18 protein-coding genes are annotated in these 11,263 nt (G+C 35.1%); 7 read left to right on the plus strand and 11 right to left on the minus strand.

The window, feature by feature from the left end; all coding sequences use genetic code 11:
- Positions 1-61 precede the first annotated feature (61 nt).
- On the plus strand, positions 62-505 hold the full coding sequence (locus DESAMIL20_RS07960; protein WP_158090558.1) for a YMGG-like glycine zipper-containing protein: 444 nt from the start codon (positions 62-64) through the stop codon (positions 503-505).
- A 58-nt stretch (positions 506-563) separates the two neighbouring features.
- Here DESAMIL20_RS07960 and rd (DESAMIL20_RS07965) read toward each other — a convergent pair whose 3' ends face one another.
- The 11 genes from rd (DESAMIL20_RS07965) to rplM form a co-directional block, all read right to left on the minus strand.
- Entirely contained in the window at positions 564-731 is a 168-nt protein-coding gene (rd, locus tag DESAMIL20_RS07965) for a rubredoxin (RefSeq protein WP_086034297.1), read from the minus strand.
- Positions 728-1,165 carry a ferritin-like domain-containing protein gene (locus DESAMIL20_RS07970; RefSeq protein ID WP_086034298.1) on the minus strand — a complete coding sequence of 146 codons (438 nt, stop codon included), beginning with the start codon at positions 1,163-1,165 and terminating at the stop codon, positions 728-730. Before DESAMIL20_RS07970 ends, rd (DESAMIL20_RS07965) begins: the two co-directional genes overlap by 4 nt.
- On the minus strand, positions 1,162-2,367 hold the full coding sequence (locus DESAMIL20_RS07975; RefSeq protein ID WP_086034299.1) for an FprA family A-type flavoprotein: 1,206 nt from the start codon (positions 2,365-2,367) through the stop codon (positions 1,162-1,164). Before DESAMIL20_RS07975 ends, DESAMIL20_RS07970 begins: the two co-directional genes overlap by 4 nt.
- A gap of 44 nt (positions 2,368-2,411) precedes the next feature.
- Complete coding sequence (locus tag DESAMIL20_RS07980; RefSeq protein WP_086034300.1) at positions 2,412-2,771, minus strand: class II SORL domain-containing protein; 360 nt, start codon at positions 2,769-2,771, stop codon at positions 2,412-2,414.
- A 15-nt stretch (positions 2,772-2,786) separates the two neighbouring features.
- The gene (rd, locus tag DESAMIL20_RS10825; RefSeq protein ID WP_086034301.1) at positions 2,787-3,458 is read right to left on the minus strand and encodes a rubredoxin; all 672 of its coding nucleotides are present in this window, start codon (positions 3,456-3,458) and stop codon (positions 2,787-2,789) included.
- A gap of 11 nt (positions 3,459-3,469) precedes the next feature.
- Positions 3,470-3,973, minus strand: a complete 504-nt coding sequence (locus tag DESAMIL20_RS07990) for a rubrerythrin family protein (RefSeq protein WP_086034302.1) — start codon at positions 3,971-3,973, stop codon at positions 3,470-3,472.
- Between the two features lie 2 nt (positions 3,974-3,975).
- Entirely contained in the window at positions 3,976-4,086 is a 111-nt protein-coding gene (locus DESAMIL20_RS10830; protein WP_086034303.1) for an RCKP-type rubredoxin-like domain-containing protein, read from the minus strand.
- A gap of 62 nt (positions 4,087-4,148) precedes the next feature.
- Positions 4,149-5,348, minus strand: a complete 1,200-nt coding sequence (gene argJ / locus DESAMIL20_RS08000; RefSeq protein ID WP_086034304.1) for a bifunctional glutamate N-acetyltransferase/amino-acid acetyltransferase ArgJ — start codon at positions 5,346-5,348, stop codon at positions 4,149-4,151.
- Positions 5,345-6,352: an N-acetyl-gamma-glutamyl-phosphate reductase gene (argC, locus tag DESAMIL20_RS08005; protein WP_086034305.1), complete on the minus strand. Its 1,008-nt coding sequence runs from the start codon at positions 6,350-6,352 to the stop codon at positions 5,345-5,347. The genes argJ and argC overlap by 4 nt, the downstream gene beginning before the upstream one ends.
- A 9-nt stretch (positions 6,353-6,361) precedes the next feature.
- The gene (gene rpsI / locus DESAMIL20_RS08010; RefSeq protein ID WP_086034306.1) at positions 6,362-6,751 is read right to left on the minus strand and encodes a 30S ribosomal protein S9; all 390 of its coding nucleotides are present in this window, start codon (positions 6,749-6,751) and stop codon (positions 6,362-6,364) included.
- Between the two features lies 1 nt (position 6,752).
- Positions 6,753-7,187 (minus strand): 50S ribosomal protein L13, encoded by a 435-nt coding sequence (gene rplM / locus DESAMIL20_RS08015; RefSeq protein WP_086034307.1) that lies wholly within the window; start codon positions 7,185-7,187, stop codon positions 6,753-6,755.
- A 119-nt stretch (positions 7,188-7,306) separates the two neighbouring features.
- On the opposite strand from rplM, the gene DESAMIL20_RS08020 reads away from it, so the two are divergent.
- Genes DESAMIL20_RS08020 through aroA form a run of 6 tightly spaced genes read left to right on the plus strand, consistent with a single transcriptional unit; the run spans position 7,307 to position 11,263 of the window.
- A complete protein-coding gene (locus DESAMIL20_RS08020) occupies positions 7,307-7,579 on the plus strand; it encodes an acylphosphatase (RefSeq protein ID WP_158090559.1) in 273 nt (90 codons plus the stop codon).
- Positions 7,570-8,052, plus strand: a complete 483-nt coding sequence (locus DESAMIL20_RS08025) for a hypothetical protein (RefSeq protein WP_086034309.1) — start codon at positions 7,570-7,572, stop codon at positions 8,050-8,052. The genes DESAMIL20_RS08020 and DESAMIL20_RS08025 overlap by 10 nt, the downstream gene beginning before the upstream one ends.
- A 4-nt stretch (positions 8,053-8,056) precedes the next feature.
- Positions 8,057-9,022, plus strand: a complete 966-nt coding sequence (locus DESAMIL20_RS08030; protein ID WP_086034310.1) for a KpsF/GutQ family sugar-phosphate isomerase — start codon at positions 8,057-8,059, stop codon at positions 9,020-9,022.
- Complete coding sequence (locus tag DESAMIL20_RS08035; RefSeq protein WP_086034311.1) at positions 9,022-9,498, plus strand: KdsC family phosphatase; 477 nt, start codon at positions 9,022-9,024, stop codon at positions 9,496-9,498. Before DESAMIL20_RS08030 ends, DESAMIL20_RS08035 begins: the two co-directional genes overlap by 1 nt.
- Before the next feature lie 8 nt (positions 9,499-9,506).
- The gene (locus tag DESAMIL20_RS08040) at positions 9,507-10,016 is read left to right on the plus strand and encodes a hypothetical protein (RefSeq protein WP_086034312.1); all 510 of its coding nucleotides are present in this window, start codon (positions 9,507-9,509) and stop codon (positions 10,014-10,016) included.
- Positions 10,004-11,263, plus strand: a complete 1,260-nt coding sequence (gene aroA / locus DESAMIL20_RS08045; RefSeq protein ID WP_086034313.1) for a 3-phosphoshikimate 1-carboxyvinyltransferase — start codon at positions 10,004-10,006, stop codon at positions 11,261-11,263. The genes DESAMIL20_RS08040 and aroA overlap by 13 nt, the downstream gene beginning before the upstream one ends.

The raw sequence follows: 11,263 nt of genomic DNA on the forward strand, positions 1-11,263 counted from the left end.
TGTATTTGACTTTACCATACTAGAAATATATAATAGAAAAAAATAAAGGAGGATGGATGAAATGAACTTAAAAAGCAAAATCGCAAGCTTTGGCTTAGCAGCTACGCTTTTAACAACCAGTTTAAATTTAACAAGCTGTCAAACATTGCAACAACCCACACAACAGGGTTATCAAGGCGCTGGAGCGGGTGCTCTACTAGGTGCTGTAGCAGGGGCTTTGCTTAGTCCTAACAATAGATGGAAAGGTGGGGCAATAGGTGCTGCGCTTGGTGCAGTAGCAGGATATACCTTAACTCAGATACAATCCCAATCAGCTCAGCAAGCAGCTCAATACAACCAACCCGTTCAGTATGAAACAACAACAAACGATGGCACACAAGGTGTAGTAAAAGCAGAGCCAATTGGCTACAACCCAGAAACAGGCTGCAAAAAGGTTAGAATTAAAACCTGGCAAAATGGTCAGCTAATTAGTAATATAGTAAAAGAAGTTTGCCCTGCTCAATAAAAAAGGAAACTACCGGCAAATCGTGGTGGGGCAATGGTTTGCCGGTAAAAAAATAAAATTAAGCTTCTTCGTAGACTTCAAAATCTACTTTTGCGGCACCACAAACTGGACATTCCCAGTCATCTGGTAAAGATTCAAATGGTGTGTTTGGTGGTACATCTGCGTCTGGATCTCCTTTTTCTGGATCGTAGATATAACCGCATACTTTGCATTTGTATTTTTTCATAAACCCTCCTGATTTGTTTCCAGCAATCGCTTAAAGGCAGCGAAGATTTTCTTATGCCTAATCTCATCTTTCAGCACTTCTTCATATATTGCCTTAGTTTCAAGATCATTTTCTTCACCACAAACCTTGATATGTTTTTGATACATTTTAATGGCATCATCTTCTGACTTTTCATTTAAATCCATAATCTCAACTAAATCATTCGAAAAATGAACTATATCCGGCGTTATTGCTTCTCTTGCACCCAATGCAACTACACGTTTAGAAAATTTTTCTGCGTGTTTCATTTCTTCAACAGAAATGCGCTCAAGCATTTCTCTTATCACAGGATGCTTATCTTTGGGCATTCTGTAGTGACCTGCCATATACTGCATAATAGCACCAATCTCAGCTTGTATGGCCTCATTTAAAATATCTATGATTTTTTGACTCATGGCATCTCCTTAACTTTTTGCCCTAACTGTTTACCAATCTCAAAAGCTTTTTGTAAATCTTCCTCAGTTGGCCTAAATCTAACCCTAAATGGTTCAAGTGGCATACTAAATTTGATATCTTTCATTCTTTGATTAATAAGTTTTGATGCTTCACCGCTCCAACCGTATGAGCCAAAAGCAAAACCCATTTTACCTCTGATTTTAAGTGTAGCAAGGCTTGATAAAAATTCCCAAATAGGCTCTACTGCATCCCCATTTATAGTGGGAGAACCCACAGCTATAAGAGACGCCCTCTGCACAGTATCAAGCAGATATGGTTTTTCTTTTTCAATAACATCAACAATATCTTTTGTTATTACTTTTACGCCTTCTGACTGTATGCCGCGCGCTATTTCTTGGGCTATTTTTTTTGTATAACCATACGCAGAAACATATAATACAGAGGCTAGTTTTTCCTGCATAGGCTGCGACCAAGCCTTGTAAAGCCCTATGTAGTGTTTTGGTTGGGTAAGTATTGGGCCGTGACTTGGTGCTATAATTTCTATATTGAGTTTTTCTATCTTTTCAATATGCTGCATCACATATTCCTTAAATGGCCTCATTATACCATCAAAGTAAAATTTAAAATCTTCAGAAAAATCCTCTACTTCAGTGTCAAGCATCCTTTCATCGCAAAAATGACTACCTAAAAAATCACAAGTAAAAAGCACCTGGCTTTCTGGTACATATGTAAACATCGTATCTGGCCAGTGCACAAAAGGTGCTATGATAAATTTTAACGTTTTGCCACCAAGATCAATCTCTAGGTTATCGTCTGCTTCTATGCAATTATAGTTTGTATTCACTATATTATCCAAAAAAACCTTACCCTGTTTGCTAACAACCAATTTCACATTTGGCATACACTCAAGTAACTTTGGCAGCGCACCTGAGTGATCTGGCTCATTGTGGTTTACAACCAAATAGTCAATCTCTTGTGGCTTAACATTTAATTTTTCTAAATTTTCTAAAAAACCATTAAAGAAAGGCTCTTTAACTCCATCAATTATAGCCTTTTTATTGGTGCCTTCTACCAAATAAGAATTATAAGTAGAGCCGTGAGCTGTACGCATAATGATATCAAATATTTTTAAGTCAGGATCAAGCGTTGCTACCCAGTGTATACCATCTTTTATTTTAAAAGGATCCCTACCTGCTTTCAATGTTTACCTCCAACAAAAAAGGGCGCGAAAAAGCGCACCCTAAGTTATCCTACTTTGATTTCCTTAGAATTTTCCCACAAACCATGTATATTGCAATAACCCCATGCAAACAGTGTTGCATCTTCTTCTAATCTAATTCTAAATGTAGCCGTTGAATCAGTAATTTCTGGCTCAAAAACAAACTTTCCAATTGATTTTGCCACACCACTTTTTGGTACAACAAAGCCTTCAATCCATCCAATGTAATGTTCTTTTGTATTTGGATGAGGGATGTCTTTGCCAACTGTTACTGTAACACTAAAAAACTCACCTTTTTTAACAGTATTTGGAGCATCGATAACTGGTACATGTTTTTCCTTTTTTTCATCTGCTTCGTATTTTACAAAATCTGCTAATTTTGACATAAAAACCTCCTCTTTTTATTTCAATAATTCAAAATCACTTTTTGCTGCACCACACACGGGACATACCCAGTTATCTGGTATATCTTCAAACTGGGTGCCGGGTTTAATCCCACCATCTGGATCGCCAATTTCTGGGTCATATACCCATCCACAAATCTTGCATACATATTTTTTGCTAGATTTTGGTTGCTGGTAAATAGGTGTAGATTTTGGCGCTTGGGCATTTTTAATTTCATGATAATAAGCGTATGTCATTGGCTCATCTTTTTTGAATATTTCTGCATCAATTACTTCCCCTATGTAGAGCGTATGCGTAAAAACATCTATGCTATTTACTACACGACATTCTATGTAGCCCAGCGTGTGTTCAAGAACAACAGGCAAACCGTTTTTTGTAAGCAAATGACTGATCTTTTCAAACTTATTAACATTTTTGCCACTTTTAAAGCCAAAATTTCCAATAAGCGACAGTGGTGCTGTTTTTGCAATAATAGAAATTGTAAACAACTTACTAGCTTCAATAAACTCATGTGTGTAATTGGATTTATCTATTGATATTACAATCACACTAGGTTTATCTGTTACTTGAAACACTGTGTTTGATATCTGGGCATTTATCTTTGACTCTGTTTTAGACCCAACAATGTATAAACCGTAATTGATTAAATAAAGCGCTTTTTCATCCATAACAATCTTATTTAAAATTTTTCAAAAGCACTTGCGGGTGCACCACATACGGGACATTTATCTGGTGCTGCATCTAATGCTACATATCCACACACGCTACATAAAAATATACCTTTAAAATCCGCATCTTTATTCTGCTCCAGGGCAGCCCTTGCTTTCTCATACAAGCTTCTGTGGTCTTTCTCTACTTGTAAAACCATATCAATCCATTTTGCTGCCTTATCCTGCGACTGTTCTTTTGCAACAGCTTCATATGCTGGGTACATTTCTTCGCTTTCAAAGTTTTCACCTTCCCAGGCACTTTTTACATTATCAAGTGTACTTCCAATGCCATTTAACAACTTAAAATGCCCTGATGCATGTATTACTTCTGCCTGACTAATTGCTTTAAATAGCCTTGCAACATTTGTTTTGCCTTCTTTTTCCGCTGCTTTTGCAAAATTTAAATACCTCATATGAGCTTGAGATTCGCCCGCAAAAGCCTCCCCTAAGAACCTGTCTGTCATCTTAGCCATAATTAAACCTCCTTTTTCTTAAAAGAATCTTTACTACCACATTGTGGACACTTTCTTGGCTTACACTTAGACTCTTTCTCAAATCCGCATTTTTCACATTTGTAAACAGCCATCTTACGCCTCCTTGAGCTTTATTCTAATACTATTTTAATAATAATTATCAAAATGTCAAGGCTCAAGTATGGTACTGCGCATTTATTTTTATATACTCGTTAGTTAAATCGCTGAAGTATAAGTTAAAGTTTGAGCCGCCAATATTTAAGTTTATATATATTTTTATCGAATCATTGCTTCTCATATACTCAAGCAGTGCAACTTTGTCAAACCCTTGTGGTTTTCCCCAAGAATAAACAAGGCTATCGCCAATTTTAATTTCTAATTTATCTACATCAATATTTGCGCCACTGTAGCCAACAGCTGCAATAATTCTGCCCCAATTTGGATCTTTCCCAAATATAGCGGTTTTTACAAGCAAAGAATTAGCAATACTGCGAGCTACCTTTTGTGCATCTTCGTCGTTATCAGCACCGAATACTAACACTTCACAAAACTTTGTGGCGCCTTCACCGTCTTTTACAATTTCTTTTGCTAAATACACACAACACTCTGTTAATTTACCAACAAAATATCTATAAAATTCATTTTCTTCGCATATTGATTCCCCTACTTCATTAGTAGAAGCGATAAACACAGTATCATTTGTAGACATATCACCATCTACGCTAATCCTGTTAAATGATTTATCAACAGATTCTTTAAGAGCCTTTGACAAGATATCTTGGTTTAAACTCAAATCTGTTGCAATAAAAGACAGCATTGTTGCCATATTAGGATGAATCATACCTGCGCCCTTTGCAACACCGCCAATGTGAAACACCACGTCGGCATATTTACATTCAATTGATATAATCTTTGGAACTTTGTCCGTTGTAAGTATCGCCCTTGCTAAATTTTGTGTATTTTTACCCAGATTATCTTTGAGTTCTTGCAAAGCGTTTATTACCTTTTTTGTAGGAAATTCTTCGCCAATTATACCTGTTTGGGCAATAAAAATCTCACTTTGTTTAATGTTTAAATGGTTTGCAATGGCTTTTGTCATTTCTTGTATAGCTTCATAGCCATTTGTATTGCAAGCATTAGCATTACCGCTATTTATTAAAACAGCTCTTATTTGTTGATTTTTTAATAGTGCCTCATCATAAACCACACAATGAGCTTTTACTTTATTAGTTGTAAAAACGGCAGCAAACGTTGCCTGTCTTTCAAAATATATTAATGCTAAATCTTCACCTTTTTTTTTGATACCAGACCTAACAGATGCAGTTTTAATTGATTCAAATACATCAAATCCATCATGTGTAATTTTGCAATTCATGGGTAATACGGCTTTAAATTTAAGCCTTCCTCCTCTTTTAGGCCAAACATAATATTCATATTCTGAACGGCCTGCGAACTTGCTCCTTTAAGTAAATTATCAATTACACCAATTATAATAAGCCGATTATTGTCTTTATCAAGTGCAAAAGACATATCACAAAAATTTGTCCCAACGCAGTTGCTAATCTGTGGTAAATTTTTTAAAACTCTAACAAAAGGCTCATTTATATAAAATCTTTTAAGCTTTTCAAATAAAAAAACTTCATCAAATATAGTTGGAAGATTTGCGTAAATTGTTACCAAAATTCCCCTATTTATTGGAAGCAAATGCGGTACAAATGTTATATTAATAGGTTTCATTTCACTTAATACCTGTTTAATTTCTGGCTGGTGACGATGCTTTGCAACTGAATATGCTCTAAATGACGAAGCAACTTCACTAAATAACAAATCTTCTCTAAGAGATTTCCCAGCACCGCTTACACCGCTTTTTGCATCAATAATAACATCACCCTCAATGATATCCAAAAAAGGCAGTATAGCTAATATGCTAGCTGTTGCGTAACAGCCAGGGTTTGCTATAAGTTTTGCATCTTTTATCTTATCTTTATTAAGCTCTGGCAAACCATATACAGCGGTTTCTATTAAGTCTGGGCATAGATGGGTTTTGTACCATTTTTCATATAAATCTTTTGATAGCCTAAAATCTGCACTTAAATCAATAAGGCGAATCTTATTGTGAATTTTACAAACAAGCTCCATAGATACACCATGCGGTAAAGCCAAAAAAACTACATCTAAACTCTTTAATCTATCTTCATTTATAGCTTCAATTTTTTTATCGCAAATGCTGTTTAAAGAAGGAAAAATATTGCTTAGAGGCTCACCAATATGGCTTCTTGAGGCAATGTAATCTATACTAACTGCAGGGTGGTGCAAAAGTAACTTGACAAGTTCCAAACCTGTAAAGCCACTTACACCAACTATACCAACATGCAGCATAAATAAAATTTATCGTTTTGACCATTGGAAAGATTTGCGTGCTTTTTTCAATCCATACTTTTTTCTTTCTACACTTCGCTGATCTCTTGTCAAAAACCCTAGTGGTTTTAAAATATTGCGTGCTTGAGGATCAAACATTACTAAAACCCTGCTTATACCATGCCTTATCGCAACTGCTTGTGCAGAAAGACCGCTTCCCATTACTTGACAGTCGAAGTCAAGTTTTGTATCATAGCCAGTAACTTTAGTGGGTTGCTCTACTGTTAGCTTTAAAGAATTAAGGCCGCCAAAATATTCGTCTAGATTTTTGCCGTTTATACGAATGATGCCACTACCCTCTTTGAGCCAAACTTTGCTAACAGCAGTTTTTCTTTTGCCAGTAGCATAATATCTATTCATATTATTCTCCTACTTTTATTTCTTGAGGCTTTTGAGCTTCGTGAGGATGATTTTGGTCTATATATACTTTAACTTTGTCAACAAGCCTTTTTGCTAGTCTATTCTTAGGCAACATACCCCATACACCATGCTTAATCATACGCTCTGGATCTTTGACCAACAGTTTTTTTGCTGTGATTTCTTTAATGCCACCCATATAGCCACTATGGGTATAATATTTTTTCTGATCAAACTTTTTTCCTGTTAAAACTACATCCTTAGCATTAATTACAACTACAAAATCACCACAGTCAACATTTGGCGTAAAAGTAGGCTTGTCTTTGCCCCTTATAATATTTGCAATTTTTACACACAAATCGCCCAACACTACGCCTTTTGCATCTATCAAATACCACTTTTTGTTTGAAACATCATTTTTTGACACAAAGCTTTTCATTAAAACCTCCCACTAAACAAGACGAAAGATATATTAATCAATTGGAGTTAATTTGTCAACACTTTTGAAAAATTGAATTGGTCTTGCATAATTTCAGTTCTTTGAGTAAAATAGTAAACGTGAGTGTATGTAAATTTATCAGAATAACTGGCAAAGTTCAGAATGTAGGTTTTAGGGCTTACTTAGAAACTATAGCAAAACAATTAGGGCTTAGCGGCTATGTAAGAAATGTAGGTACAAACATAGTAGAAAGCGTGGTTTGTGGCGAGAGAGAATTAGTTGCAAAATACATCAGTGCCTGCAAGATAGGTCCCAAAAGAGCAATTGTTGAAAACCTAGAGGTTCAAGATGCCCAAAATACGAATTATGAGGGGTTTAATATATGGTTATAGATTATGAAGAAATACTTGAAAAAGCTATTGAATCTTTTTTGGCTGATAAATATCAATTAGCGAAAAACTATTTTGTCTTTTTAAACAATGATGATAACAAATTTTCTCACATAGCATACTTTGGCATAATTTGCATTGATTCAATAATAAGCGGATACATTGAGGCAAAGGATTTGTTTAAATATTTTTTGCTTTCTGACTATGCCTCACAAAAAAATATGATTGAGTATTTTTTTGACCATGAAATTTCTTATGAAGAATTCAGTATAGATGAAATGGATTACAACAACCAAACAGTTATTTTAGAGTCTCTGCAGGGCGACACTACCTACAGTGATATTATGCTTGGGGAGATTTTCGAAAAAATTGGAGATACACAAAAGGCACTTGATTATCTTACAAAAGCTTTACAAAAAAGACCCTTTGACAGTACTCTTCGCAAAAAGGTCAGTAATTTAGGAAAGAAATCTTAAAAAAATGGATAAACTTTTAGATTCACTAAAAAAATCGCTGGGTTTACAAGTACAAGCGGTAAAAAATATTGAACAAGCACTCAATGAATCCTTTACAAATGTAATTGACGAAATAGACAAATGCAAAGGAAGAATAATTTTTTCTGGTGTTGGAAAATCCGGGCTTATTGCAAGAAAAATTGCATCTACACTCTCAAGCATTGGAGTTCCATCCATATTTATACATCCAACGGATGCATATCACGGCGATTTAGGTATGCTAAAATCCGACGATTTAGCGGTTTTCATATCAAACTCAGGAAATACAACTGAGTTGCTTGGGTTAATTAACCCAATAAAAAGAATGGGGTTGAAAATAATTTCAATAGTTGGCAATACACATTCAGAACTTGCTAACTTTAGCGATTTTGTTTTAGATGCAAGCATTAAAGAAGAAGCCTCTCCTATAAAATTAGTCCCAATGGCTTCTACAACCGCTACGCTTGTTATTGGAGATCTTATAGCTTGCGGTCTTATTGTAAAGAGGGGTTTTAAAGATGAGGATTTTGCAATGTTGCACCCAGGAGGCTCCATTGGCAAGAAGCTACTTACATATGTGGAAGGGCTCATGCATCAAGGCAAGGATTTGCCAACCGTTAATTTAGATGATGGGTTTGAGCAAGTGCTTTTTGAGATCTCTTCAAAACGCTTAGGCGTTACATTTGTAGTAGATGATTCTTTAGTACTTTATGGTGTTATAACAGACGGGGACCTAAGAAGAATATTAGAAAAATTTAAAAAAATGGTATTTGACTTAAAAGCCAAAGATATGATGACAAAAAACCCTAAAGTTATAGAAAAAAAAGCCCTTGCAATTAAAGCTGCAAACCTCATGCAAAATTATTCGATTACAAGCCTAGCTGTATGCGAAAACAATAAAATTATTGGCGTTATCCATATACACGATATAATGAAAGCAGGTGTTATTTAGTGATTAAAGTCATTGTAATGGACGTTGATGGCGTTTTAACAGACGGACGCATCATTATCGATGAAAACGGCATAGAGTATAAATTTTTTGATGTAAAAGATGGGCACATTTTTCACATAGCACAAAAATTTGGCATTAAGATTGCGTTTATTTCTGGTAGATACTCCAAAGTTACAACACTTAGAGCCAAAGAACTAAATGTAGAACTTTGCATACAAAATCAATTAAACAAGCTACAAGCGCTTAATTATATAAAAGAATATTACAATGTAGATTACAGTGAGGTTGCCTACGCCGGTGATGATATCATAGATATTGAGCCTATGAAAAAGTGTGCATTTAGCGCAAGCCCAAAAGATGCTCACATAAAAGTTAAAATGGCTGCTAATTTTATCTCAAGCAAAGATGGTGGCAGAGGTGCTATTAGAGAAATAGTTGAAAAAATTTTGGAACTTAATAATGTTAAAATTTTTTAGGACTAATTGTGTGGTTAAAAGGCACTGAAGTAGTTCTTGGCATAATAACTATTATCTTAATAATGTATGTATCAAAAAACGTTTTAAACATTCAGACAACACTCAAACAAAAAACTCAAATTAGCTCCTATGCAGAAGATATACATATAGTAAGACTTGCAGACAATGCAACTCAAATTATAAACTCAGCATTTGCCCAATACATTGGATCAACAATCTTTGCTAAAGACGCTTCTTTTTTTTACAAAGGTAAAAATGAGTTTAAAATCTCTGCAAACGAAGTATATATTTACCAAAATAACAACGCTTCTTTAATAGGTAATTGCACAGCAACAGGCAAAAATTTTTTGGTAAAGACGCAAAAAGCTTACTGGGATCATACAAACAGTACATTATCATCAAACACAAACGCTCAGCTTGAGTCAGAAAAAATTGATATAAAAAAATCAAATGGCTTTTTATACAATAAAAAAACAAATACCTTAGTGGTATATAAGGCGGATGTATGGATAAAGTAAAGACTCTAAGGTGTGCCTCAGATAAATCTATATCCCACAGAAGCGCTATTTTTTCAAGTATAGCCTACGGCACTAATACGATTAAAAATTACCTGTTTGCCCAAGATACGCTAAATACGATTAAAGCATTTAAAAAATTAGGTGTTGAGATAAGCATAGATAATGGCATAGTATCAATTAAAGGCAATGGTAAATACTTAAAAGAGGCTTCTGATATTATTGATTTGGGCAACTCTGGCACCGGCATGAGACTGATAAGCGCCGTGTGCGCTGGGCAAAACTTTTTAAGCATTTTAACAGGCGATAACTCACTAAAAAATAGGCCAATGAAGCGCATTATCGAACCATTAGCACAAATGGGCGCAACAATTTTATCAAGAAAAAATTTCCTTGCCCCCCTTGCAATTTTTGGTAAAAACAACCTAAGCGGCATCCAATATAATTCAAACATTGCATCGGCTCAGGTAAAATCTGCATGTTTGATTGCAGGTCTTTATACGGATGAAAAAGTAGAATTTTCAGAACCGCATCTATCCAGAAACCATACAGAAATTATGCTAAAGCAATTTGGCGTAGATTTAACTATAGAAAACCGAAAAATTACTCTTGGCAAAAACAGAGAACTTCACGGTAACTTTGAGATAGATGTGCCAGCGGATATCTCATCTTGCGCATTTGTTATGGTAATGTGCGCACTAAAGCCAAATTGCGAGGCGATTTTTTTTGACTGCTTGGTTAACCCTACACGCACTGGCATATTGAAAGTTTTTAGCGATATGGGCGTAAATTATGAAATATTAAATAAAAAAGCTATGTGTGGAGAAGAAGTTGCAGACATACTCGTTAGGTACTCACCAAACTTAAACCCATTTTATATTGATGGTGAAATTTTACCCACACTTATAGACGAGATACCAGCCCTGTCAATATTGGCTTTATTTGCAGGAAAGCCCAGTATTTTAAAGGATGCAAAAGAGCTTAGAGTCAAAGAAAGCGACCGCATTAAATCAATCGTTGAAAATTTAAAAAAGTTAGGTGTTAGTGTGGAAGAATATGAAGATGGTTTTAAAATACAACCTTCCAAAAAGCTTCAAAAAGCCTATATAGAAACTCACTTTGACCACAGAATTGCAATGAGTTTTTCTATATTAAAAGCACTAGGCTATAGCCTGGATCTATCAGAAACAAAATCACCCAATACATCTTATCCAAATTTTTTTGAGCATCTAAAGTATTTAGGGAGTTAA

It is taken from the genome of Desulfurella amilsii, from assembly GCF_002119425.1.
Classification (GTDB): Bacteria; Campylobacterota_A; Desulfurellia; order Desulfurellales; family Desulfurellaceae; genus Desulfurella; species Desulfurella amilsii.

What these genes read in the sequence shown, in the direction of transcription:
- DESAMIL20_RS07960 (WP_158090558.1), top strand. Translation starts at nt 62, where the DNA reads ATGAACTTAAAAAGCAAAATCGCAAGCTTTGGCTTAGCAGCTACGCTT.
- rd (WP_086034297.1), bottom strand. Translation starts at nt 731, where the DNA reads ATGAAAAAATACAAATGCAAAGTATGCGGTTATATCTACGATCCAGAA.
- DESAMIL20_RS07970 (WP_086034298.1), bottom strand. Translation starts at nt 1,165, where the DNA reads ATGAGTCAAAAAATCATAGATATTTTAAATGAGGCCATACAAGCTGAG.
- DESAMIL20_RS07980 (WP_086034300.1), bottom strand. Translation starts at nt 2,771, where the DNA reads ATGTCAAAATTAGCAGATTTTGTAAAATACGAAGCAGATGAAAAAAAG.
- rd (WP_086034301.1), bottom strand. Translation starts at nt 3,458, where the DNA reads ATGGATGAAAAAGCGCTTTATTTAATCAATTACGGTTTATACATTGTT.
- DESAMIL20_RS07990 (WP_086034302.1), bottom strand. Translation starts at nt 3,973, where the DNA reads ATGGCTAAGATGACAGACAGGTTCTTAGGGGAGGCTTTTGCGGGCGAA.
- DESAMIL20_RS10830 (WP_086034303.1), bottom strand. Translation starts at nt 4,086, where the DNA reads ATGGCTGTTTACAAATGTGAAAAATGCGGATTTGAGAAAGAGTCTAAG.
- argJ (WP_086034304.1), bottom strand. Translation starts at nt 5,348, where the DNA reads ATGAATTGCAAAATTACACATGATGGATTTGATGTATTTGAATCAATT.
- argC (WP_086034305.1), bottom strand. Translation starts at nt 6,352, where the DNA reads ATGCTGCATGTTGGTATAGTTGGTGTAAGTGGCTTTACAGGTTTGGAA.
- rpsI (WP_086034306.1), bottom strand. Translation starts at nt 6,751, where the DNA reads ATGAATAGATATTATGCTACTGGCAAAAGAAAAACTGCTGTTAGCAAA.
- rplM (WP_086034307.1), bottom strand. Translation starts at nt 7,187, where the DNA reads ATGAAAAGCTTTGTGTCAAAAAATGATGTTTCAAACAAAAAGTGGTAT.
- DESAMIL20_RS08025 (WP_086034309.1), top strand. Translation starts at nt 7,570, where the DNA reads ATGGTTATAGATTATGAAGAAATACTTGAAAAAGCTATTGAATCTTTT.
- DESAMIL20_RS08030 (WP_086034310.1), top strand. Translation starts at nt 8,057, where the DNA reads ATGGATAAACTTTTAGATTCACTAAAAAAATCGCTGGGTTTACAAGTA.
- aroA (WP_086034313.1), top strand. Translation starts at nt 10,004, where the DNA reads ATGGATAAAGTAAAGACTCTAAGGTGTGCCTCAGATAAATCTATATCC.